We start from the raw sequence: 21,104 nt of genomic DNA, 5'->3' as shown, positions 1-21,104 counted from the left end.
AATGCCCCGTCCCTAGACGGCGCCGTGAGAAAGGAGGAGACTGAACCATGCGATACACACTCATACTGCACTACCCAGAGGGCGGCGCCGCATCGATCGGCGCCGAAGCCATGGCCGATGGTCAGCGAGCCTTCACCAACTATGCCGACGCACTTCAGCGGGCCGGAGTCTTGATCAGCGCCGAGGTGCTCCAACCATCCGGGAGTAGCACCACCCTGAGCATGCTCGACGGCGTACTGCAGGTTCAGAACGGGCCCTTCGCCGACACGAAGGTACCGTTGGGCGGGACGTTCGTGATCGACGTCGAGAATCTGGACGCCGCCCTTGACTGGGGCAAACAGGCACCATCCATCGGGTGGGGCGCCGTTGAGGTGCGTCCGGGAGCAACACATACGGTCGACGGCGTTTGGCAGCCCAACACGTAAGTTCCACGAAGGCGCAGGGATGCCCCCAGGGGCGGTCATGACCACCGTCCCGCCAGCGCCAAGGCAACGCGGGCATCCAGTGCCAAGACGGGACCGGGGGAATGCTATTCGGTCACTGCCGCGTGGCCACGACCAGCGCCGTCTGATCGTTTGTGTTGGACTTCGGGCCGTCAGCCAGTTTCAGCCAAATCACTCCGGCGATGATCACGGCCAACCAGAATGCGCGCGCCGGGGAGAGGGTTTCCTCGAAGAAGACAGGGCCCAGGATGGCGGCGCCGACTGAGCCAATACCAGCCCACACGGCGTAGCCGATCCCCACCTCAATTCTTTTGAGGGCAACGCTGAGGCAGAACAGGGTTAGCAGGAAGAACACCAAGGCGGAGACCGACCAGCCCAGGACGCTGAATCCCTGGCTGCCGCCGACGCTGAGTGCATAGCCGACTTCAAATACTCCCGCCAAGAGAAGGACGAGCCATGCTCCGGTGCTGCTCTGATTGGTGACGAGTGTTGTGCTCATTGCTCAGTTCTTTCGTGAAGGGTGGCAGGAAGAGTGCTGGGTCTGGTGCGCGGGCAGTAGGTGGTGCCTCACGCGGCGCCCCCCAGTTGGAGGCCGACGACACCGGCGATGATGATTCCGATGCCGACTCCCTGGCGCCAGCTCAAACGCTGGCCGAAGAGCATGGCGCCCAGAATGGTGATTCCGACACCTGCCACCGAGACCCAAAGTGCGTATCCCACTCCGACTTCGAAGGTCAGCAGCGCTAAGCTGAGGAAGAAGGTGGCGATTGCGCCGCTAGCGAGTGTGGTGACGGTCCACCACAAGCGGGTGAAGCCTTGTGCCTTGCTCGCTGCGAGAGCAACAGCAATTTCGAAGACCACGGCGATTCCCAAGTAGATCCAGCTCATGATTGTTTCTCTTTCGTAGGTGTATCCGGGTCGGACGGTGCGTTGACGCGCCTATTTGAGGTCCGCAGATCGCGGGGAAGGGTTCTTGATCCAGATCGACGGGAACCCGGTGCCGCGATAACAGGTTTGGTTGATTCCGCAGCCCGCGGGGCTCACGACCGTGGTTCACGCGCGGTCACGCCGTCGGTTTTGGAGGCAACTCAAAAGGCAGGATTTCGACTCTGGCATTCAATTGAATATCTCCCTTCACGGAGATTGCTGTATGTACATGCAGGTAATAATGTACGGTTTTGTCTGTTTTCGAGGACGCGGAGCCCTAGGGTGAGGCGAGGTCGCTGATCTTGCGCAAGGCTCCGGCGAGCTGGTGTGGCTCGAGCTCCGGAAAGTGCTTGTCCATGTTGCCCAGTAGCTCCCGCACCCGCGCGTTGTAGGTGCCGCGTAGGTCTCGGAACAACGTTTCCCCGCGTGCGGTGATGACCGCATAGACTCCACGCCCGTCGTCAGGGCAGGTGTCACGGTCGACCAAGTCCTTTTCTTCGAGGCGACTTACCAGACGCGTGACTGAGCTCTGGTTCAGGCCGATCCGCTGGGCCAGCTCGTTGACGCGCAACTCCTTGGCGGAGGCTTGGCTGAGCTGCGCCAGCGCGCGGTAGTCGGTGAGTCCGATCCCACGGGTGCTCGTCAGCCATTTACCGAGGCTGGCGTCCATTGCCGTGGCAAACGCAGCAACCTGGGACCAGACAGCGCTAATGTCTCCGGCCGACGTCGGGTCATCCTGGTTACTTATTTGCATGTGCATGCACTTATCCTATGGTTTCCCTCCCGCGGCTGGCAAGTCTCGGCACCGGAACCCGTCCTTGACTCTCATCGCTCAAAGGGCGAGCAGACAAAATCCCACACGGCCCCGCGTCGATGGCGACATAGCTGCCCGCCCCTGGTGCACGCGCAATTGCAAGGCAGACGGCGTTGGTCATGTGTTGTGCAGTCACCGTCCGAGAGGGCACTAGGCAGCAGCGACACACGGGCGTGTTCTGCATGTCGTTCAAGCCATCCAAATGAGACACAGGTGCAATGTGCGGGACACGATTACGGGTCGCGGACCGGCGCAGTTGCTGCCCTGATTCTTGTCGAGTGGTCGTCCCTGTCCACTCGTTTAACCTGGATCTGTAGTGTGCGACCTCGAGTACTGCCACCTTCGAATGCTTGAGGTTGATGTTGGACAAGATCCCATGGCAGCGGCCGGAAATGTCAGCGTCAGATCCAGCGCCAGCCATAGCGGTCGCGGGTCCTCTGTCGGCGGCTTCCTCGCCAACCCGTTGGCCGAACCGCTAGCGGATAGCCGCGCGGTGCAGTCGTTCGGCGGCCTGTTTGGTCAGGGCGTTCAGGGCCACTGGCGGGGAATGAAAAAGACTTTCGCCGCGGGCGTTGTGAAGCGCGGGCCAAAGGCTCGCCGCCCAGGCAACTTCACGCTCATCGCTGGAAAAGAGTCTCCCGCGTGATTGTTCGTAGGAGTTGATGAATTCGTCGGAGTCCGCGACGCTGGCCAATGTCGGGATGGTGGTACTGGCAAAGGCGCCGGAGGCCGCACCAACAATGGCCGCTTCAGGGAGCGCGACGAGGCTGTCCCAGTCATGGACGGCCCACGGACCCGCGCCGTCCCATCGTAGGTTCTGACTCTCCCAGTCACCGTGGCCAACAACTACGGGCAAGGTCAAATTGGCCAGTCGTTTCGAGACGGTACGGGCAATGGCATGTACGCGCGCGGGCACGGTGCCGTGGTCCATGGCATCAACAGTTGGATTGGGTGGCCACAACTCACCGTTCGGGGGATTCCAGTGCATCCACGGTGGCGGCAAGCCGAACCCCCTCGGGGACTCAGAACCAAGGACTCCCACCAGATTCGCCAGGAGTTCAGCGGACCGTCCGGCGAAGACCAGTCCGCCACCGGTCTGCATTTCACCGTCTGGACGCCACGTTTCGGCATTGACCACCCACCCCTGGCCAAGGGAATACGCGCCCGTCACGGGTCTGGCACACGGAAACCCGGCACCCGCTGCGAAGCTCTGACTTTGCAGGCACCGCTCGATCCTTGCGACGGAATCCGCCCGGACCTTGACGGCCAGCAATCCCAAATCATCAGAGTCATAGCGGAATAGGTCGGACATCTGCCCGCCAGCAACCGCCTCGACGGCAACGATGGTGCCACGGCCAAGAGCCCAACCACACCACGTCTGAACGTCAACCGCAATTGCTCTTGTCACCATCGTTCGATTCTACAAACAGTTGGCCGTTACCACGGCAAAAGCGGAACATTGACTGTGACAATGATCGACCGCAGCCGATGAGCCGGGCCGTGATACTGACCCGTGTGGACAGTACCGGCTCCGCAACACTACTTCTTCAACGGGAAGCGGTAGGGGTGCCGGCGCCGGAATCGGTCCGGTGCTTGAGTGGCCGCCGTGGTTGCGTTCGAGTGCGCTCGAACCCGTAATGTCGGTGGCATGAACATACATGGGACAAACGCGTGGATCATGACCGGAGGCATGAGAGGATCCAGCCGGGCCATCGCCAAGCGGTCTTGGCGGGCACTAGCCGGTTTCCGGGGGGAGCTCCACCCTCGACGCCAGCCGAGCTGCCCACAGTGACCATGTCCGCCGACGATCTGATGAGCAAGGCACTCACCGCGCTGGCAGAGGGCGAAGAACTGATGTCGGTCGAGGTCAGCCGTCGGCTAGCCGAGGCCGGTGAGGTCACAGTATCGATGACTATCGGACAGGTCGCCACGTTGCTCGACCTGTCGGCGCATACATTGCGCTACTACGAGCGCGCCGGACTGCTCCAGCCCGACCGTGGCTACAACGGTTACCGCAGCTACAGCCCCGAAAACGTGCGCAGACTGGTGTTCCTGAGCCGTATGCGCCTCTCCGGTATGCCCATGAGAGATCTTCAGCACTATGTCACCCTCGTTGATGCCGGAGGGCACACAGTACCTGAACGGCTCGCCATGCTCCACGAACAGCGAGGAAACATCAGGCGCCAAATTCACCAACTGACCCTGTCCCTCGCCGCTACAGACTACAAAATCGCCACCTACGGCGGAAGAACCGGGCCCTGAACCCACGAGCAGGGCGTTGCTGGATGGACAGATGCGATGGGGCGGCAGCACGGGAATCTGCCTCAGTTCCGAGCCACAACTCTGGCCTTTCGCCGCACAGTCGGATCTGACCTCTTACGGTCAAGGGAATGCGCAGGGCCTACTCGAGGTTGCCGTACCCGAGGGCTAATCGCGACCACCTAACTATTTATCTACTTGAAGGAAAAACTATGCCTGCAACAACTGATCTACGGATCGAGGCCACCCAAAAGTCAACTCCTAGGGAGCCTGTTCCGGTGACTATCTGGCTCATTGCTGGCGGTATCTTCGCGATGGTAACGAGTGAGTTTATGGCTGCTGGTCTGCTGCCAAGCATTGCCGACGGCGTCGGCGTCTCCATCGGTGCTGCGGCGCTTCTAATCTCGGGATTCGCCGCCGGCCAGGTGGTGGGGCCGTGGCTGTTAGGCATGCCGCTTTCCCGCTTCGGGCCCCGCATTGTGCTTGCCGGGCTGCTCGTGACCTTCGCTATCGCGCAGTTGATAGGCGTCCTGTCACCCTGGACGGTAATGCTCGCCATGCGTGTGGTCACAGGAGCCATCATGTCGGCCTACTTCGCGATCGCGCTCGGCACTGCAACACGTCTGGTTCCCGGCGAGGCCCAACCTCGGGCAACCGCCACGATCTTCGCCGGCGTGACGATCGGAACCGCCCTCGGCCTGCCGCTGGCGACTTTCGCTGGCCAAGCCGTCACCTGGCAGTGGGCCTTCCACATTGACACCATCGCGGTACTGGCGGCCGCCGCCGCGATCCTCATGTTCGTCCCATCCATCGTCGGCACACCAACGCTCCCTATTCGGGAAATGCTGCGGCCCCTCGCGAATCGTAGGCTCTGGTTGACTCTCGCTACGGCCGGACTTTCCATCGGCGGGACGCTCCTTGGCTTCGCGTTCTTCCCCACCATCCTCGAACGTGTCACCGGCGTCGAAGTCAATGTGGTGCCGTGGCTGCTCGCCCTCTACGGCGTAGCATCAGTGGTGGGCAACTGGGCTGTTGGTCGCTTGACGTCCAGCGGTCCGGCGCGGGTACTCACCGTCGGACTCGTCGTGCTCGCTGCCGGTCTGCTCGCATTCTGGGCGGCACCGACGTCGTTACCCGTTGTGATCCTGGCGTTGATCGCCATCGGCGTCAGCGGTGTGTCGCTGAACGCCGCTCACGCCGCCCGCACTATTGCGGCTGCCGGCCAGCACCCGGCGATCATGTCGATGCTGCCCACAGTAGTTACCGGAGGCATCCTCGTCGGAACCTCCCTTGGCAGCATCGTCGTAGACTCCGGGCTTGGGCTGCTGGCACCGCTCTGGATCGGCGCCCTCTTCGCCCTGGCCGCCCTCCTCACGCTCATCCCGGACGCACTGGACAAGCGCCGGGCAAAGCCGTCAAACCGAGCAGCCACAGTCGCCGCGGCAACTTGCCCCGCCGCATAACTGCATCCGTCAATGCGGATCTGTCGGTGTCAGGGATCCCATAGTCGACGCCGGTCTCAACGCCGAAGGGTGTTGAGACCGGCGTTCGTCCGTGTGCGTACCGTCACTGGAAAGAATGCGCGCTCGTGAACGTGTGGTTTTCTCTACGCTCCTGACAATGGGTGAAAGGAATTCCCTTCATCGCCGTCCTGGTAGGTGGCCCTCGAGGCGACATCCGCAGCGTTCATCAGTGGGGGAGCGCGGTATGCCTTCTGTGCCAGTCGCCATGGGTTCAATGGTCAGCTGTTGATCAGCTTTAGTAGTTGCTCACGTTGCCCGTTGATGCGGGAGATCTGGTCATCGAGCCGCTGCACTTCGGCCAGCAGGATTGCATTCACCTCGTCGCAGAGCTCAACCTCGGGTTGTTCGCCGCGCGTACACGGAAGCAGTGCGCGGATCGTTTTAGTGTCAAGGCCGGCGGCGATCAATAGACGCACCTGGGCAACGACAGCTACGGCTTCATGCCCGTACTGCCGGTAGCCGTTCGATGCCCGGGAAGCCTCGATAAGGCCTTGTTCTTCGTAGTAGCGAAGCGATCGCGAGCTGGCCCCGGTGAGCTCAGCCAGCTCCCCAATATGAAGTGCCGAGAATTCTGAGTTGACCTTAACACTGATGTCATTGTTTAGCGTTGGTCTCATGAATCTAGACTACTCACTGGCACTCATCGACGGCGCACCCGTCGCACCCAATGACCTTGCGGGGCTGGCCTTCGCCGGTTTCGCGCACTTCACCGCCATGCAGGTCCGTGACGGAGGAATCCGCGGCCTTGATCTTCACCTTGGCCGACTCACGGCAGCCTCACGCGTCCTCTTCGGGGTGGACCTCGTCGAAGCCGAAGTCCGCTCTCATCTCCGCGCCGCACTAGACAGGCTCCCCGTCGATTGCTCGGTGACCATCACCGTGTTCAGCGCGGCGGGTGAGTTTTCCGACGCCGGGCCCTCACCTTCTCTGCACACGCTGATCCGGATCGCTCCACCATCATCGGGACCGGCGGGGCCACTGTCTCTTGCTCTTGTCGACCATGAGCGTTTCATGGCTGGCATCAAGCACGTCGGCGAGGGCGCCAAGACCTTCTACCTCAGGCAAGCCGTCCGGTCCGGTTTCGACGACGCCGCCTTCGTTGACCGCGACGGGCGAATTACGGAGGCCTCGATCTGGAACCTGGCCTTCTGGGACGGGAAATCCGTAGTCTGGCCCACGGGCGACAAGCTCAAGGGAACGATGATGGGCACTGTACAACGCCGGTTGGAGCAGATGGGAGTGCCACAACGTTCCCAAGACATCCATTTAGTTGACACGGGGAATCTCAGCGCAGTAGTGATGAACTCGTGGTCACCGGCCATCCCTGTATCCCAGCTAGGGGAAAAAGTATTGACCTCGAACCCCCACTTTGTCCGGCTGCTGCATGAGGCCTATCAGTCAGCGCCCCTTGTGCGGCCCTAGTTACTGAGTCCGGAAGCTCTTGCGCCGGAATTCTCTGGTGTGCCCACACTGTTCCGCTTGCCGTGTTCGGCGAGTCCTTATCTACGGGTCCATCCTGGGGAAGACAACAAACGGGAGCACGAACGCGAGCGTCACACTGATCAAACCGCCGGCAAAGATGAGGTCTCGCCATTGCGGGCCGGCCGTTGCGGCACCGAAGAGCAAAAACCCTCCGACAAACAGGGCTATTGCGATCAGAAAGTAGACGGCATTCTTCATGGGTTGTGGTCCATTCAGTGGATGAGTGATTCCATCATCTTACAACATCATGATATGATGGAATCATCAAACCATGGGAGGGCAAAGCTATGGAACGCTACTTGGACGCGCAGCTGCCACTATACGAGGTGAAAGCAAACCTTTTTAAGGGACTGTCACATCCGATTCGGGTCAGGGTGTTGGAGGTCCTGACGAGGGGGGCAGAGGCCTCGGTGACCGATTTACTGGCGAGTACCGGTCTCGAGGCATCTCATCTTTCTCAGCACTTGTCGGTGCTGCGGCGGCATAACCTTGTGGTTGCTGAGCGGAGGGGAAGTCAGGTTTTCTATCGGCTGGCTTATCCGCAGGTCGCGGACCTTCTTCGCGTGGCACGCGTCTTGTTGGGGGAGATTTTGCAAACCACGCACGAGCAGATTGCCACGAGTGCCGGCTTGCCAGACCTCGTCGTAGATGTATGTAAATGACACGCGTCCCTGCCTCTGTCCATTCCCTGACCAAACTGCTGCCCAGCTGGCGTGACTACCGCGAAGTCCCCAAAACGTGGCGGCAGGACTTGATTGCCGGTGTGACCGTCGGCATCGTCGCGCTTCCGCTGGCCCTAGCATTCGGGGTGAGTTCCGGTGCTGGTGCCGAGAGTGGGTTGATTACAGCCATCATCGCCGGCGTTATTGCTGCAGTCTTCGGCGGTTCCAACATCCAGGTGTCTGGGCCGACAGGGGCCATGGTGGTGGTTCTGGGACCTGTCGTGGCAACTCATGGACTTGGTGTGTTGGCGGTGGTTTGTGTGATGGCCGGCATTATTGTGGTGGCGGCTGGACTACTGCGCTTAGGCCGGACCATCATGTACATTCCGTGGCCCGTGATCGAGGGCTTCACGTTGGGCATCGCCATGATCATTTTCCTCCAGCAGGTCCCGTCGGCCTTTGGTGTCCCTGCCGGGCCAAGCAGTAACGCGTTCATCGCTGCCGTCGAGGCCCTCCAAACAGTAGATGGGACAGTTCTCTGGATTCCTGTGCTGGTTGTTGCCGTGGTGATCGCCGTGATGGTCCTCGCGCCGCGCATCCATAAGGCCATCCCCGGTTCGCTCATTGCAATCATCATCGTCACTGTGGGCGTCGGTCTTACCCGGCTTCCCATCGAGACCATTGGTGCTCTACCTGACTCCTTGCCCGCGCCCCGGCTGCCTTCGGCGGACTGGGAAATTCTGCTCACGCTCCTGGGGCCGGCCCTGACCATTGCTGCCCTGGCCGCCATTGAGTCGCTACTGTCCGCTCGGGTTGCCGCATCAATTTCAGATACTGGCCCCTATGACGCCGACCGTGAACTCGTCGGGCAGGGCCTCGCCTCGGTGGCCTCGGGCTTCTTCGGCGGCATGCCAGCGACCGGGGCCATCGCACGCACAGCCGTGAACATTCGCGCCGGGGGACGGACCCGCTTGTCAGCAATCGTTCATTCACTGGTCCTGCTCGTTGTTATCTACGCTGCGAGCGGGGTCGTCGGCAGCATACCGCTGGCTGCACTATCGGGTGTCCTGATGGTCACGGCGGCCAGGATGATCTCGATTGCCACTGTGAAAACGATCGTCGGTTCCACCAGATCAGATGCCATAGTCTTCGTCGTTACTGCTCTAATCACTGTCAGCGTCGACCTGATTTACGCGGTAGGTATCGGCATTGCGGTCGCCGCGTTCTTCTCACTGCGGGCACTGGCAGCCTCCGCCGGTGTGCATCGGGAAGAGCTTCCCCTGCCAGAAGCACCCGGGGACGAACATATCGCCGTGTTCCGCCTCGACGGCGCAATATTCTTCGGGGTAGCCGAACGCGTTCTTGCCCGTGTTGGCAAGATCGAAGATGTCACCGTCGTGATTCTACGCATGTCACAGCTCCAAATCCTCGACGCGACCGGCGCGCAAGTCATCACCGAGCTCATACAAGGACTGGAACGGCGCGGAATCACAGTACTTGTCAAGGGAATCCGCCCGCAGCACATGCATCTGGCAACGAAAATCGGTGTCATCTCATCACTGCGGCATGAGAATCACCTCTTTGACACGCTTGAGGACGCCGTCGAACATGCACGAAGCCATCTCCGGCGAGCTCCTCAGGGGAAGACTCCCGCCGCGGTGAAGGACAATCGTCCGGGCACCCCCGACTGACGTCACGCGTGCCGCCAACAGGGCGGCCCTGGAAACAGCAGTCTTGAGGGTCCCGGCCAATGCTGGCTAAATGTAGTTGGACAGACGGATCAATCCGTCACAAACTGTAGGAGCGATCAGTTGGCTCCGATGTGCGGCACTAGTGGTTCGCGTATGCCATGACCGCTGACAGTTCAGTCAATTGAAGCCGCTCTGAATCAGGAGAAATGCCCATGAAGACAGCAATCCTTGGAACCGGCACCGTCGGGCGCACGATCGCAGCAAGGATGGCCGAACTGGGCCATACCGTCACTATCGGCACCCGCGATCCCGAGGCCACCTTGGCCCGTACGGAGGCCGACGCCATGGGAACCGCGCCGTTCTCCGTGTGGGCTGCCGGGAACCCGGGCATCGCCCTGGCTCGCTTCGCTGACGCCGCCGCTGGTGCCGAGCTCATCGTCAACGCCACCAACGGCGCAGCGTCCCTGGACGTTCTGGCCCATGCTGGCGCGCAAAACCTCGAGGGCAAGGTCATCCTCGATGTCGCCAACCCCCTTGATTTCGGCAACGGCATGCCGCCGACTCTGCTCGTCAAGGGCACCGATTCCCTCGCTGAGCAGATCCAGCGCGCCTTTCCCGCGGCCCGCGTCGTAAAGTCCCTGAACACCCTCAACGCCGCCCTCATGGTCAATCCGAACCTGCTTGCTGAGACCAGTACTGTCTTCGTTTCCGGGAACGACGACGGCGCCAAGGGAATCGTCGTCGAGCTTCTGAAGGACTTCGGCCACCAAGACGTGATCGACCTCGGCGACATCACGACCGCCCGCGGTGCCGAGATGCTCCTGCCTGTCTGGCTGCGACTCTGGGGTGTGCTCGGCACGGCCGACTTCAACTTCAAGATCGTCCGCTGACCCGTTAGCCTGCATCCATCAAACCGCTTCTCGGTACGCAGGGTTCACGTTCAGTTGTGCATCCCGGCGGAACTCAGAGGTGGGCGCAACCCTCCATCGAAAGGAGCACGAGCATTTATGTCAGAACACCATTTCAGTCCGCGCTTGCACCAGTCAACGGCACCGTTCTCCCACTTCGTGCGGCATGGCAATACCGGCTATACCGCCGGCATCATCGGTCAGCGAACCGATGATGGAGCCCTTGTTTCGGACGATGCGGCGGAACAGTGTGAGGCCATGATCAGCAACCTGAAGACGCTGCTGGAGGAGCTCAATTTGGCGGTCTCTGACGTCCTGCGGACCACAATCTACCTGACGGACTACACGGACTTCGCGGTGATCAACGCCGCCTACGCCAAACACTTCCATCAGCCGTTCCCGGTTCGTACTACGGTTCAGGTGGCGGCACTACCTTTGGGTGCGAAGGTACAGATCGACACGGTTGTCGGGCTTTAGAACACACCCCTCCGGCGCCTGCGTTCTCTAAGCTTCCGCGAACGACGGCGCATCCGTCACGCAGTCACGGAGCAGGCCCAAGGCACCGCTCCAGCCCAAGAGCTGGTCAAGCATTTTATTCGCCGTGCCGACATGGTGTCCGCCAGGAGCAAGTGTCTCCATGTCGAGGAAATCGGCGAAGAGAGATAATGCGACCTGTGCCCGGACATCGGCGAGCATCAATTCTGCCGCTATGCTCCTTAGATGTTCAACCGCCCGGGCGCCACCCAGTAGCCCGTATCCGACGAAGCCGACAGCCTTGTTGTGCCACTCGCCAAACAAGTAGTCCAGGGCATCCTTCAGGACGCCCGGAATGGAGTGGTTGTATTCGGGGGTGACGATGATGAAGCCGTCACAGGAGGCAACCGATTCGGACCATGCGCGCGTGTGATCGTGCCCGTATTGTTTTCCCATGGCTGCGGGCATCGTTTCGTCTAGGTGGGGGAGGTTGTAGTCCAACAAGTCCAGCAGGACGAACTCATGTCCTTGACGCTGGTCTGCAATGGATTTCATCCATTCAGCGACCACTATGGATCGACGTCCCGGACGGGTGCTGCCTACGATGATTCCGATTTTCATTGGGTTCCTTTGAGTAGAAGTGTGGCGGTAAGTCAGCGAATTGGTGTGGTGGTCATTGGGCATCACGATTTCTTGGCGTTCGTCCGTGAGACCGAATCTCGCATTGTGGTGGCGGACATGGCCAGGACGGCGATGGCCGACACCAGGGACAGCAGCGCTGCGGCAAGGAAGGCCTGATCAGTGTCGTCACCTCGAATGACCAATTCCGCGATGAAGGGTGAGGCAAACTGCCCCAGGAACATGGCGGAGACCAACGCGCCGATGGCGCGCGCCCGGTGCGCAGGCGAGGTGGTGACCGATATCCACGAATTCAGGGTTGGCATGACGAGGCCGACGCCGAGGGCTGAGATCGTTAGGCCCGCCAAGACTTGGGCAATTCCATCGGAGGTGCTGACTGTCAGCATGCCGGCGGACATCAACGCCATGCTGAGAATTGCGACGGTACGGAAGCCGAGTCGGGACATCCGTCGGTAACTCAAGCTGGCGAGTGCCTGAACCAGGACCATCCACCCGATCACAAGTCCTGTGGTCGAGGAACTACCACCCATTTCGCCCAGGAGGAAGGGCAGTTGGGTCGGTACAACATAAAAGACAATCTGGATCACGAACGCGAGGACCACGATTCCCCATATTTGTCCCGTTGTCTGGGGGCTCGTCGCCGTTTGATGATCACCGCCGGTTTTTGACACCGGGGGAGGGTCTGTGACGTTCCAGGCGACAAGGATGGCGACCGGTAATGACAAGAGGTAGACGGCAAAAGACGCATTCCAGCTGACAGCGGCCAGCGCCCCACCCAGGGACAGGAACACGGCCCCGCCGAGCCCGCTTGCAGCGGCCTGAAGGCCAAACATCCTGGACCGTCGCTCACCGGTGAACCATTCGGAGATCAACGCCGTTGACGCCGTCATGGCGCCAGCCACGGCGACGCCGAGGATTGCACGTGAGACGAGAAGCGCTGGCAGATTGTCAATCCACAACCCTGCCGAACCCGCTATCGCGTAAACGACCACAGACACTTTGAGGACAACCGAGCGGCTGATCCGGTCGTTTAGCCAGCCCAGCACGGGTGCGGAAATTGCTATCGACAGTGCTGTGACGGCAACAACAAGCTTGACCAGGAAACCGGAATTCTCAACGTCGGAGAAATAGTCCGCCATGTTTGGCAACGCAGGGGAGATCGTGGCTCCCGCCATAACAGTGAGCATGCTCGCGAGAATTAGCGCCACCGAACCCCCTGTACGGGGCTCGCGGCGCTCATGGATAGTTTCAAGCTGGTTGCGTTCGGTCATGTTCCGATGCTAGAACTTGAACAAAGGTTGAAGTCAAGGTGAGAGGTTGAACGGAATAATGCACACAAGATCCATGACAGTCTCGGACTTGGCCCATGCCAGCAACGTGAATGCGTCAGCCGTCCGCTTCTACGACAAGCATGGTCTGATCACCGGTGAGCGAACAGCCGGGAACCAACGCCGCTTCAGCGAAGAGGATGCCTGCCGGATCAAGGTGATTCGGGTAGCGCAACGCGTGGGAATGTCCGTGCTCGAAATTGCGGAACTGCTGGATGGTCTTCCTTCAGAGCCTTCCCCGGCGGACTGGGCCGTCATCGGCACCAGACTCCGAGCCGCCGCACAGCAACGGATCGATCAGCTCAACCATGCACTCGACGAGCTGACGGGTCCTGTGCAGCTGTGCGACGTCAGCAGCTCCCCGGGTTCGCCCACGTTGTAGCCACATCCAGTCCATAGTGTCTAGCCAAGCAGAGTTCGCGGCAAAGCTACCGAAGGGCAGGAGGCCCCGGGTACTGTCCTTCGAATCGGCGTGCACTTGTTTCACGGCCCTGCGGTCGGACCCCGGGGAACCAACAAATGGTCAAAATCGAATTAGTCAATACGATAGAGTATGAAATGCGTCGACCCGCTGCAGAGCACCTGTCTCGGCGATTGATGCCCACACTCGCAACTTTGACGCACCACAACAGGACACTTCTATGAATACCCCTAAAAACAAGGCTCTCCTCCTTCCACTGACTGCCGGACTGCTAGTGGCCTTAGCTGGATGCGGCGGCGCTCAGGAAGCGTCCACGTCCCCTCAAGATGCGGGATCCGCAACCTCTCAGGCTGCCCCAACCTCCGCCGCTCCCTTGACTGTTCCCAGTGCCAAGGAACTCTTCCCCAAGGTCAACCAAACCATCAAGAGTGCCACTTCCGTCGCCATAGTCGGCGAAATGACCCGCGGCACCACAACCGTGAAAATCAAAATGTCCGGTAGCCGCGACGGATCCAACTCACTGGCCGAGGTAACCAAGAAGGGCGCCACCAGCACGCTGCTGACCGCCAATGGCGCTACTTATTTGAAGGCCGACAAGGAATTCTTCACCCAGAACGTGGGCCAGGAAACCGCGGATGTGGTTGACTCGCTGGTCGGTGAAAAATGGATCACCGTGACTGACGCCAGCAAATTCGGCAACTACAGTATTTCCTCACTGCTGGAGTCCTTCGGCGGTGAAACCTTGAAAGAATCCGACCTTGGCACCATCTCTGACAAGTCCGTCGTCGATCTCAACGGCGCTAAAGCCTTCAAATACACGGGGAAAAAGGGTATCCTGTGGATCGCCGCCGAGGGCGATCCGTTCATGCTTCAGATGCAACCGCAGGACTCCGCGGGCGAGGACCCAGGAGTCATAACTTTCAGCGACTGGAACTCAGTGGCACCGCAGAAAGCACCCTCCAAAGCAGAAACGGTTTCCATCCCGGGGGTCTAGCCAAGGCGTCTGCAGGGTCCCCGTTGAGGGCGCGTCTTAGCCTCCATCCGCCAATTTGCTTAGCAGAGCGGAGAGTGGCTGTCTTTCGTTGACCTGGTGTTAGGGCAATCCCGGGCCGGCCTCGCTGCCGATGATGTTCCGCTTCCTGGTTCCTGAGCTCGCTCCGGGATGGGTGGTTTGGGGTTCAGCTCGAGGATGCGGCGCACGACCAGACGCCCAGTGATCTGTTCGCCATCCTTCCGGGAGGAGAACGCGGTGAAGGGGTTTCCGCGACTTCTGCCGCTACCACCCATGTTTGTGCGTCTTCGGCGGAGACGGCGTTGATGCAATTAATCGGCGTCCAGGCACCGCCAGCACCGGCCTAACAGTGTGTTTGAGGGTGCCCAGAACTACCGTGACGAGCTTGTTCGAACCCCGGGACGGGGCATAAAAAGATGTGAGGGCCTTCTTCATCCCGCCCGGCGCGGCAAGGCTGGGCCCGCGCGTCAGTTGTAATCGGACCAAACCCTAGACTCGGGGATTGTTTGAGCAAATGACGACGCGGCAGGGCAGACCGTCGTCGTCCACGGCGACGTGAAGGCCGCGCATAGGATCCCCAGGTACGGGCGCCGGAGCTTGCTGCTGACCTTGCCGTTCCAGCTCAATCCGAGCCTCATAGCTCGACGGCGCGAATAGGCTTTCCATGAGGCCGATTCCGGCTGCACCGCCGGTCCCGGTGCGCCCGCCAGGTTTGGTGAGATGTCTTTGGAACATGATCAACGAGGCGACGACGATGCCGGCGAATCCAGCTAAGAGCAAGGCGTTCCAGAACCAATCCATGGACTGAGCCTAGCGCAGGGCCTGTCATGGGAGCCGCGTCAACGCACCCTCGGAACGGCGGCTTGAAGTCGCTTTACTTCTCGGTGCCTTCATGCGGGCCTTTCGATGGGAGTATCAGCGCGACCCCGGACTTCAAGGGATCTCCTTTCCTAGGCGCCGGGCACCTGAATTGGTGGCGCCCAGCGGACGCTGCCTGTAGTTCGCAAATAACTGTCAGCACCTGCGACGTCTGGCAAATTGCACGTCCGAATAGTTTTCGTCATGTAGCGAGATCTGAGTTCGATTGGCAGTTGGATTCCCCACGGGCCACCCGTGCAGGTCATGTCACCAAAAGAAGTGGTGAAGCTAAAATCCGCCCACGCGACTTCCATCTGCCAGTGAATCAGGCGACCAGTATGACGTACAAGGGCCAAGCAGGGTCATTCACCGACGGTTGTCCGCTACTCGCATATCCATTGACCACAAAGGTTACAGATTTAGGAAGCGGAAGATTCGCTGCCAACTGATTCGAAGATAATGCTGGGAGAAATATTGTTGATTTCAATTGCGATTGGCATTCTTTCCAAACTCGGATCACCTATTTTGAAGGTTTCTTTTGAAGATTTTTCTTGGTCGACAACCATTCAAAGAGACACTGACGTCTCTCACCTACCGCCACACCGTGCCAAATCGATTGAAACCACCCGCAGGATTGCTCGCGGGTTTAGGGACTTCCAGAACATCCGGTTGTGCAATCTGGTCAGCGCCGACTGCCACCGCCGTACCGAATCAAACCCACCAACCGTACATACTTACGAAGAACCTTCATACGCAATACTTTTCGAACTCACAAGCGGGCTGAGGACTGATAAAGTGGCCCGTCAGACTGAAACTAGTGAGAGGAGAAAGCAGTATGGGCAGTACGCAGAACCGCATTTGGAGGATATTCAACATTTTCTCAGGGGCGATGCTGGTGGGGGTATTCTTGACATGGATCGTCCTCCGCAATCAAGAGTCGATGCAGCCTATTTTTGGAATGGAGACAGTGTGGGGATGGGTTACGCATTTCAGCGCCATCTTGATACTTCTCGGTGGGCTTACCTTACTAGCGAGAGGTTTCTTCCGGCATCACAGTGGTGCCTCCGCTTCTGACGAGTGATATCCGCTCGATTGTAGGTATTGGTGATCGCGTTGTTGGATGATGTATGTGTCGTTGGTTTTGGCGATTTTCTGGGTCTTGAAACGCCACGCTGGCCAACATGATATCAGTCTTCGGTTCCGGCACCTTCGGCCGTTTCAAAGGTGCTGTGGAGCTGGAACAAAGCGGTCAGGGCACGTTGCCACATCGGCTCCCTGCCAAGGCACTGGCCCAGGCCAACTATGACCCCCAGTTGGTGATGGCTGAATCCCAGCCGTCGGGTGTGCGGCTGGCCTTTCGCAGCAGCGCCAGCACGGTGGAGCTGGACACGGTCCGTTCAAGAATTGCCTACTCGGGTGCGCCGGAGCAGCCAGACGATGTGATTGAACTAGTTGTGAACGGTGAAGTGCTGGCCGGCCCTGCCACTAGTGGCGGCATCACCACCACCATCGACATGGCTACGGGCGCCACCAGCCAGGATGGGGGACCGGTTTGCACCAGCCGGTTCACCGGACTGCCGGCCGGAACCAACACCATTGAACTGTGGCTGCCGCACAATGAGAAGACAGAAATCGTGGCGCTGCGCACGGATGCCTCGGTGGAGCCGGCACCGGCAACAGAGCGCCCGGTGTGGTTGCACTTCGGCAGTTCTATCAGCCATGGCTCCAATGCCACCCGGCCCACGGCAATTTGGCCTGCGGTTGCTGCCCGCCAGGGTGGTGTTGAACTGAACAACATGGCGTTGCGTGGAAGCGCACTCCTGGATCAATTCACTGCGCGCGCCATGCGCGATACTCCCGCCGATCTTATCAGCGTGAAAATCGGTATCAACCTGGTAAACCTTGACGTGATGCGGCTGCGTGCTTTTGGGCCGGCAGTTCATGGCTTCCTGGACACCATCCGTGACGGCCACCCCACCACCCCACTTTTGCTGGTGTCGGCCATGCATTGCGCCATTCATGAAATAACGCCTGGTCCGGGGGCCTTTGATCTGGACGCCTTGTCATCTGGCGATGTTCGGTTCTGTGCAACCGGTGACCCGGCCGAGATTGCTGCCGGGAAGCTCACGCTCCAGGTGATTCGCCACGAGCTGGAACGAATTGTCCGCCGGCGGGCTGTCGACGATGCGAATATCTTCTATTTGGACGGGTTGGAACTCTATGGCGCGCAAGATGAGAACGAACTGCCGCTCGCTGACGCCCTGCACCCCGATGAGGCAACGCACCAGGTGATAGGGGAGCGCTTCGCCGCTCTGGTGTTCTCCCCGGGATCGCCCCTCGCCACCTAGGGGCATGATTGCACCCCATGCCGGAACTAATGCCATATATTATGGTCGCCCGACATTTGAAAGTTCGGCGCACCTAAACTAAAGTCGTGGCATGGCAACATATTCTTCCGCGCTCCCATCACCCTTCCGTCGTGTTCTGGCGGTCGGTGCCGCCGTGCTGGCTCTCTCACTCACGGCCTGCGGTGCTGACGGCAGCTCCAGCAATGCAGCAGGGGACGACCGTCCGGTAGTACTGACCACCTTCACGGTCTTGGCTGACGTTGCTCGGAACGTGGCCGGGGACAAGCTGCGGGTGGAATCCATTACCAAGGTCGGGGCGGAGATTCACGGCTACGAACCCACCCCGGCGGACATTCGCAAGGCCAGCAAAGCAGACTTGATCCTTGACAATGGCATGGGGCTGGAAGCCTGGTTTGCGCAATTTGTGCAGGACGTGGAGGCACCGCACGCAGTGGTCAGCGACGGCGTGGAGTCCATCAGCATCGCCGAGGATGCGTACAAGGACAAGCCGAACCCGCACGCATGGATGTCACCGGCGAACGTGCAAATCTACGTGAACAATATGGTGGCCGCTTTCGCGAAACTGGATCCGGCCAACGCCGCGGTCTACACCAGCAACGGCGCCGCCTACAACGCACAATTGCAAGGGGTTCAGGATGATCTGGTGGCAGATCTTGCGGTCCTGCCAGCGAACCAACGTGCCCTCGTCAGCTGCGAAGGAGCCTTCTCCTATCTGGCCCGTGACGCCGGGCTCACGGAAAAATACATTTGGGCCGTCAATGCCGAACAGCAGGCCACGCCCCAGCAGATCTCCGGCGTCATTGAATTTGTCCGCAACAACAAAGTTCCCGCAGTCTTCTGCGAATCAACCGTGTCCGCAGCCCCCATGGAGCAGGTCGTGGAGGCTACCGATGCCAGCTTTGGCGGCACACTCTACGTTGATTCACTCTCCGAACCCGAAGGCCCCGTACCCACATACCTGGATTTGATTCGCCACGACGCCAAGGTCATCACCAGCGCCCTCACCGGCGCGCCAGCTGGAACCCCGTCAGGAGGCACATCATGAGCATCGCCATTGAAGTTAAGTCCGTAACCGTCCACTACGGGGACGTGCTGGCGCTTGACCAGGCCACACTCAGCCTTGAGAAGGGGCGGATCTGCGGCCTGGTGGGCATGAACGGTTCAGGCAAATCAACCTTGTTCAAGGCCATCATGGGTTTGGTGAAGCCCGACGCCGGCACTGTCACCATCGACGGTGTATCACCAGCAAAGGCGCGCCGCTCCGGCGTCGTCAGCTATGTTCCACAAAGCGAAGATGTTGACTGGCAGTTCCCGCTCTCGGTGCAAGACGTGGTCATGATGGGGCGGTACGGGCATATGGGACTGAGCCGCCAGCCGCGCAAGGCTGACAAGCTGGCCGTGGCCGAAGCCTTGGACCGTGTTGAGCTCTCCAAGTACGCGCACCGTCAGATTGGCCAGCTTTCGGGCGGGCAGAAGAAGCGCGCTTTCGTGGCCCGCGGCATTGCCCAGGAGGCAACCACCTTGTTGCTGGACGAGCCCTTCGCCGGTGTCGACAAACGTTCCGAGGCGACCATCTGTGAGCTCTTGCGGGAATTGGCCGGCGCCGGCGCCACCATCCTCGTCTCCACCCACGACCTTCATGCACTGCCGAACCTGGCCGATGAGGCAGTGCTGCTCATGCACAAGGTCCTGATGCATGGCACGCCCCTTGACGTGCTGCAGCCTGAGAACCTGGCGCTTGCCTTTGGCCTGGATGTCACCACCCGAAGCGAGAGTACGCCATGACCATCTTTGATTTCCTGTTGGAACCCTTCGACTACGTCTTCATGCAGCGGGCGCTGGCGGTGACGGTGATTGCCGCCGTTGTCTGTGCCGTCTTGTCCTGTTGGCTCGTACTTATCGGCTGGTCGCTCATGGGCGACGCCGTCTCGCACGCCGTCTTGCCCGGGGTTGCCCTCGCCTACATAGTGGGCGCACCTTTCGCCGTGGGTGCAGTGCTCTTCGGCTTCTTGGCCGTGGCCTTGATCGGGGCCGTGCGGGACACCAGCCGGATCAAGGAGGATGCTGCCATTGGCATTGTTTTCACCACGCTCTTTGCCTTGGGGCTGGTACTGATCTCCGTCACCCCCAGCCAGACAGACCTCAGCCACATCATCTTCGGCAACCTGCTGGGCCTGAGCCACTCCGACCTCATTCAAGTCCTCGTGCTCGGCGCCATCACGCTGGCCATCCTGATCATCAAACGCCGCGACTTCACCCTGTACGCCTTCGATCCCACCCACGCCCACGCGATCGGCCTGAATCCGCGCATGCTCGGGGCGTTCCTGTTGGGGCTGCTGGCGCTGACCTCGGTGGTGGCGCTGCAGGCGGTGGGCGTGGTGCTGGTGGTGGCCATGCTGATCATTCCGGGGGCCACGGCCTATCTGCTCACCGACCGTTTCGGCCGGATGCTGATCCTGGCACCCACCATCTCCGCTGTCTGCGCCGTCGTGGGCCTCTATGCCAGCTACTACCTCGACGCCGCCTCCGGAGGCATGGTGGTCCTAACTCAGGGCGCGGCCTTCACGCTGGTCTACCTGTTTAGCCCGCGCCACGGCCTGCTGGTCAACCGGCTCAAGGCGGTACGACGCCGGAAGCTGGCGGCCGCCTAATCCTCACCTAAGGTGCGGCGCTCAAACGCCTGTCACAAAACCGGAACCGCGGCGGCACGACGTCCAGTGTTATTGTCCGTTTGGACAATTGACTTCATCTTTCACTGGACGGAAACTTGGGGTAACAATGGCGAGGTGGCCACGAGTCGCGGGGGAACGATACGCCACCTGGGGCAGGGGGCTGTGATGTCTGCTGGGGTTGCGGGGGTGGTTCCACGCGCGGTCCGTGAGGTGATCGCCGTCGACCGGCCAGCAACGTGGCGGGGAACTCCGTTTCGTGTCTCGTACATCTACGTTGACCGTGACGTCTCCGGGACCGAACTTGTTGACATCTACCGCTGGGCAGCACGTCAGCATTTTGACAGTCCCCGCGTCATCTCACCGTTTTCACTGCAATGGTCATCGGTTTTTCACCCGCGTTTTTATCACGCAGCCGTCCGCTCCGGCGTGACCGCAGGGGATGCGCTGGTGCCAACGCAGGGGACCGGTAGTGAAGCTGCCCTGCAGCGGCTGTGGGTGGAGTCGGTGATGTTTCTGGCGTCGGTTACTGTCCGCCGCCATAGTCCAATCGCGCTATAGCGCCGGAACCCTGGCAAGCAAATATGACCGCCTGTGGCAGGCAGGCAAATACGCCACGATGGGC

General features: G+C 60.3%; 24 protein-coding genes and 1 pseudogene. 15 read left to right on the top strand and 10 right to left on the bottom strand.

Features of this window, described 5'->3' with window-relative positions:
- The first annotated feature begins 47 nt into the window (after positions 1–47).
- Positions 48–425, top strand: a complete 378-nt coding sequence (locus ACX80E_RS06415) for a YciI family protein (protein WP_459301074.1) — start codon at positions 48–50, stop codon at positions 423–425.
- A gap of 112 nt (positions 426–537) precedes the next feature.
- Here the strand turns inward: ACX80E_RS06415 and ACX80E_RS06410 are convergent, their stop codons facing one another.
- The 4 genes from ACX80E_RS06410 to ACX80E_RS06395 form a co-directional block, all read right to left on the bottom strand.
- The gene (locus ACX80E_RS06410) at positions 538–942 is read right to left on the bottom strand and encodes a DMT family transporter (protein ID WP_459301073.1); all 405 of its coding nucleotides are present in this window, start codon (positions 940–942) and stop codon (positions 538–540) included.
- Positions 943–1,010: 68 nt separating this feature from the next.
- A complete protein-coding gene (locus ACX80E_RS06405; protein ID WP_459301072.1) occupies positions 1,011–1,331 on the bottom strand; it encodes a DMT family transporter in 321 nt (106 codons plus the stop codon).
- Between the two features lie 316 nt (positions 1,332–1,647).
- The gene (locus tag ACX80E_RS06400; RefSeq protein ID WP_459301071.1) at positions 1,648–2,130 is read right to left on the bottom strand and encodes a MarR family winged helix-turn-helix transcriptional regulator; all 483 of its coding nucleotides are present in this window, start codon (positions 2,128–2,130) and stop codon (positions 1,648–1,650) included.
- Between the two features lie 529 nt (positions 2,131–2,659).
- Positions 2,660–3,595, bottom strand: a complete 936-nt coding sequence (locus tag ACX80E_RS06395; RefSeq protein WP_459301070.1) for a phosphotransferase — start codon at positions 3,593–3,595, stop codon at positions 2,660–2,662.
- Positions 3,596–3,978: 383 nt separating this feature from the next.
- Between ACX80E_RS06395 and ACX80E_RS06390 the strand changes: the two genes are divergently transcribed.
- Both ACX80E_RS06390 and ACX80E_RS06385 read left to right on the top strand, forming a co-directional pair.
- Positions 3,979–4,446, top strand: coding sequence for a MerR family transcriptional regulator (locus tag ACX80E_RS06390; protein WP_459301069.1), 468 nt, complete (start codon positions 3,979–3,981; stop codon positions 4,444–4,446).
- 209 nt (positions 4,447–4,655) lie between these two features.
- A complete protein-coding gene (locus tag ACX80E_RS06385) occupies positions 4,656–5,906 on the top strand; it encodes an MFS transporter (protein WP_459301068.1) in 1,251 nt (416 codons plus the stop codon).
- Between the two features lie 278 nt (positions 5,907–6,184).
- Here ACX80E_RS06385 and ACX80E_RS06380 read toward each other — a convergent pair whose 3' ends face one another.
- Positions 6,185–6,583 carry a MerR family transcriptional regulator gene (locus ACX80E_RS06380; RefSeq protein ID WP_459301067.1) on the bottom strand — a complete coding sequence of 133 codons (399 nt, stop codon included), beginning with the start codon at positions 6,581–6,583 and terminating at the stop codon, positions 6,185–6,187.
- On the opposite strand from ACX80E_RS06380, the gene ACX80E_RS06375 reads away from it, so the two are divergent.
- Positions 6,582–7,388 (top strand): aminotransferase class IV family protein, encoded by an 807-nt coding sequence (locus tag ACX80E_RS06375; protein ID WP_459301066.1) that lies wholly within the window; start codon positions 6,582–6,584, stop codon positions 7,386–7,388. The two genes, ACX80E_RS06380 and ACX80E_RS06375, sit on opposite strands and share 2 nt — an antisense overlap.
- Before the next feature lie 81 nt (positions 7,389–7,469).
- On the opposite strand, the gene ACX80E_RS06370 is transcribed toward ACX80E_RS06375, so the two are convergent.
- On the bottom strand, positions 7,470–7,646 hold the full coding sequence (locus tag ACX80E_RS06370; protein ID WP_459301065.1) for a hypothetical protein: 177 nt from the start codon (positions 7,644–7,646) through the stop codon (positions 7,470–7,472).
- A gap of 89 nt (positions 7,647–7,735) precedes the next feature.
- Here ACX80E_RS06370 and ACX80E_RS06365 point away from each other — a divergent pair, with 89 nt between their 5' ends.
- The 4 genes from ACX80E_RS06365 to ACX80E_RS06350 all read left to right on the top strand — a co-directional run bounded on the left by ACX80E_RS06365 (position 7,736) and on the right by ACX80E_RS06350 (position 11,186).
- Positions 7,736–8,110, top strand: a complete 375-nt coding sequence (locus tag ACX80E_RS06365; RefSeq protein ID WP_459301064.1) for an ArsR/SmtB family transcription factor — start codon at positions 7,736–7,738, stop codon at positions 8,108–8,110.
- Positions 8,107–9,801, top strand: a complete 1,695-nt coding sequence (locus ACX80E_RS06360) for a SulP family inorganic anion transporter (protein ID WP_459301063.1) — start codon at positions 8,107–8,109, stop codon at positions 9,799–9,801. Before ACX80E_RS06365 ends, ACX80E_RS06360 begins: the two co-directional genes overlap by 4 nt.
- A gap of 212 nt (positions 9,802–10,013) precedes the next feature.
- Complete coding sequence (locus tag ACX80E_RS06355; protein WP_459301062.1) at positions 10,014–10,691, top strand: NADPH-dependent F420 reductase; 678 nt, start codon at positions 10,014–10,016, stop codon at positions 10,689–10,691.
- A gap of 117 nt (positions 10,692–10,808) precedes the next feature.
- Positions 10,809–11,186, top strand: a complete 378-nt coding sequence (locus ACX80E_RS06350; protein WP_459301061.1) for a RidA family protein — start codon at positions 10,809–10,811, stop codon at positions 11,184–11,186.
- A gap of 27 nt (positions 11,187–11,213) precedes the next feature.
- Here the strand turns inward: ACX80E_RS06350 and ACX80E_RS06345 are convergent, their stop codons facing one another.
- The gene (locus tag ACX80E_RS06345) at positions 11,214–11,804 is read right to left on the bottom strand and encodes an NADPH-dependent FMN reductase (protein WP_459301060.1); all 591 of its coding nucleotides are present in this window, start codon (positions 11,802–11,804) and stop codon (positions 11,214–11,216) included.
- 62 nt (positions 11,805–11,866) lie between these two features.
- Positions 11,867–13,093 carry an MFS transporter gene (locus ACX80E_RS06340; protein WP_459301059.1) on the bottom strand — a complete coding sequence of 409 codons (1,227 nt, stop codon included), beginning with the start codon at positions 13,091–13,093 and terminating at the stop codon, positions 11,867–11,869.
- Positions 13,094–13,166: 73 nt separating this feature from the next.
- On the opposite strand from ACX80E_RS06340, the gene ACX80E_RS06335 reads away from it, so the two are divergent.
- The gene (locus tag ACX80E_RS06335) at positions 13,167–13,532 is read left to right on the top strand and encodes a MerR family transcriptional regulator (RefSeq protein WP_459301058.1); all 366 of its coding nucleotides are present in this window, start codon (positions 13,167–13,169) and stop codon (positions 13,530–13,532) included.
- Positions 13,533–13,791: 259 nt separating this feature from the next.
- Positions 13,792–14,565: a hypothetical protein gene (locus ACX80E_RS06330; RefSeq protein ID WP_459301057.1), complete on the top strand. Its 774-nt coding sequence runs from the start codon at positions 13,792–13,794 to the stop codon at positions 14,563–14,565.
- 176 nt (positions 14,566–14,741) lie between these two features.
- Here ACX80E_RS06330 and ACX80E_RS06325 read toward each other — a convergent pair.
- Positions 14,742–14,920: pseudogene (locus tag ACX80E_RS06325) on the bottom strand (IS1380 family transposase); the annotation flags it as partial.
- A 152-nt stretch (positions 14,921–15,072) separates the two neighbouring features.
- Positions 15,073–15,384, bottom strand: coding sequence for a hypothetical protein (locus ACX80E_RS06320; RefSeq protein ID WP_459301056.1), 312 nt, complete (start codon positions 15,382–15,384; stop codon positions 15,073–15,075).
- 1,238 nt (positions 15,385–16,622) lie between these two features.
- On the opposite strand from ACX80E_RS06320, the gene ACX80E_RS06315 reads away from it, so the two are divergent.
- The 5 genes from ACX80E_RS06315 to ACX80E_RS06295 all read left to right on the top strand — a co-directional run bounded on the left by ACX80E_RS06315 (position 16,623) and on the right by ACX80E_RS06295 (position 21,040).
- Complete coding sequence (locus tag ACX80E_RS06315) at positions 16,623–17,789, top strand: SGNH/GDSL hydrolase family protein (protein ID WP_459301055.1); 1,167 nt, start codon at positions 16,623–16,625, stop codon at positions 17,787–17,789.
- Between the two features lie 91 nt (positions 17,790–17,880).
- Positions 17,881–18,855: a metal ABC transporter substrate-binding protein gene (locus tag ACX80E_RS06310; RefSeq protein WP_459301054.1), complete on the top strand. Its 975-nt coding sequence runs from the start codon at positions 17,881–17,883 to the stop codon at positions 18,853–18,855.
- Positions 18,852–19,595 (top strand): metal ABC transporter ATP-binding protein, encoded by a 744-nt coding sequence (locus tag ACX80E_RS06305; protein WP_459301053.1) that lies wholly within the window; start codon positions 18,852–18,854, stop codon positions 19,593–19,595. The genes ACX80E_RS06310 and ACX80E_RS06305 overlap by 4 nt, the downstream gene beginning before the upstream one ends.
- Positions 19,592–20,461, top strand: a complete 870-nt coding sequence (locus ACX80E_RS06300; protein WP_459301052.1) for a metal ABC transporter permease — start codon at positions 19,592–19,594, stop codon at positions 20,459–20,461. The genes ACX80E_RS06305 and ACX80E_RS06300 overlap by 4 nt, the downstream gene beginning before the upstream one ends.
- Positions 20,462–20,647: 186 nt before the next feature.
- A complete protein-coding gene (locus ACX80E_RS06295; protein ID WP_459301051.1) occupies positions 20,648–21,040 on the top strand; it encodes a hypothetical protein in 393 nt (130 codons plus the stop codon).
- Positions 21,041–21,104: the final 64 nt, after the last annotated feature.

The organism is Arthrobacter sp. TMN-49 (genome assembly GCF_054511095.1).
This window is presented reverse-complemented; position numbering and strand designations above follow the sequence as displayed.

What these genes read in the sequence shown, in the direction of transcription:
- ACX80E_RS06415 (WP_459301074.1), top strand. Translation starts at nt 48, where the DNA reads ATGCGATACACACTCATACTGCACTACCCAGAGGGCGGCGCCGCATCG.
- ACX80E_RS06410 (WP_459301073.1), bottom strand. Translation starts at nt 942, where the DNA reads ATGAGCACAACACTCGTCACCAATCAGAGCAGCACCGGAGCATGGCTC.
- ACX80E_RS06405 (WP_459301072.1), bottom strand. Translation starts at nt 1,331, where the DNA reads ATGAGCTGGATCTACTTGGGAATCGCCGTGGTCTTCGAAATTGCTGTT.
- ACX80E_RS06400 (WP_459301071.1), bottom strand. Translation starts at nt 2,130, where the DNA reads ATGCACATGCAAATAAGTAACCAGGATGACCCGACGTCGGCCGGAGAC.
- ACX80E_RS06395 (WP_459301070.1), bottom strand. Translation starts at nt 3,595, where the DNA reads ATGGTGACAAGAGCAATTGCGGTTGACGTTCAGACGTGGTGTGGTTGG.
- ACX80E_RS06390 (WP_459301069.1), top strand. Translation starts at nt 3,979, where the DNA reads ATGTCCGCCGACGATCTGATGAGCAAGGCACTCACCGCGCTGGCAGAG.
- ACX80E_RS06385 (WP_459301068.1), top strand. Translation starts at nt 4,656, where the DNA reads ATGCCTGCAACAACTGATCTACGGATCGAGGCCACCCAAAAGTCAACT.
- ACX80E_RS06375 (WP_459301066.1), top strand. Translation starts at nt 6,582, where the DNA reads ATGAATCTAGACTACTCACTGGCACTCATCGACGGCGCACCCGTCGCA.
- ACX80E_RS06380 (WP_459301067.1), bottom strand. Translation starts at nt 6,583, where the DNA reads ATGAGACCAACGCTAAACAATGACATCAGTGTTAAGGTCAACTCAGAA.
- ACX80E_RS06370 (WP_459301065.1), bottom strand. Translation starts at nt 7,646, where the DNA reads ATGAAGAATGCCGTCTACTTTCTGATCGCAATAGCCCTGTTTGTCGGA.
- ACX80E_RS06365 (WP_459301064.1), top strand. Translation starts at nt 7,736, where the DNA reads ATGGAACGCTACTTGGACGCGCAGCTGCCACTATACGAGGTGAAAGCA.
- ACX80E_RS06360 (WP_459301063.1), top strand. Translation starts at nt 8,107, where the DNA reads ATGACACGCGTCCCTGCCTCTGTCCATTCCCTGACCAAACTGCTGCCC.
- ACX80E_RS06355 (WP_459301062.1), top strand. Translation starts at nt 10,014, where the DNA reads ATGAAGACAGCAATCCTTGGAACCGGCACCGTCGGGCGCACGATCGCA.
- ACX80E_RS06350 (WP_459301061.1), top strand. Translation starts at nt 10,809, where the DNA reads ATGTCAGAACACCATTTCAGTCCGCGCTTGCACCAGTCAACGGCACCG.
- ACX80E_RS06345 (WP_459301060.1), bottom strand. Translation starts at nt 11,804, where the DNA reads ATGAAAATCGGAATCATCGTAGGCAGCACCCGTCCGGGACGTCGATCC.
- ACX80E_RS06340 (WP_459301059.1), bottom strand. Translation starts at nt 13,093, where the DNA reads ATGACCGAACGCAACCAGCTTGAAACTATCCATGAGCGCCGCGAGCCC.
- ACX80E_RS06335 (WP_459301058.1), top strand. Translation starts at nt 13,167, where the DNA reads ATGACAGTCTCGGACTTGGCCCATGCCAGCAACGTGAATGCGTCAGCC.
- ACX80E_RS06330 (WP_459301057.1), top strand. Translation starts at nt 13,792, where the DNA reads ATGAATACCCCTAAAAACAAGGCTCTCCTCCTTCCACTGACTGCCGGA.
- ACX80E_RS06320 (WP_459301056.1), bottom strand. Translation starts at nt 15,384, where the DNA reads ATGGATTGGTTCTGGAACGCCTTGCTCTTAGCTGGATTCGCCGGCATC.
- ACX80E_RS06315 (WP_459301055.1), top strand. Translation starts at nt 16,623, where the DNA reads ATGATATCAGTCTTCGGTTCCGGCACCTTCGGCCGTTTCAAAGGTGCT.
- ACX80E_RS06310 (WP_459301054.1), top strand. Translation starts at nt 17,881, where the DNA reads ATGGCAACATATTCTTCCGCGCTCCCATCACCCTTCCGTCGTGTTCTG.
- ACX80E_RS06305 (WP_459301053.1), top strand. Translation starts at nt 18,852, where the DNA reads ATGAGCATCGCCATTGAAGTTAAGTCCGTAACCGTCCACTACGGGGAC.
- ACX80E_RS06300 (WP_459301052.1), top strand. Translation starts at nt 19,592, where the DNA reads ATGACCATCTTTGATTTCCTGTTGGAACCCTTCGACTACGTCTTCATG.
- ACX80E_RS06295 (WP_459301051.1), top strand. Translation starts at nt 20,648, where the DNA reads ATGTCTGCTGGGGTTGCGGGGGTGGTTCCACGCGCGGTCCGTGAGGTG.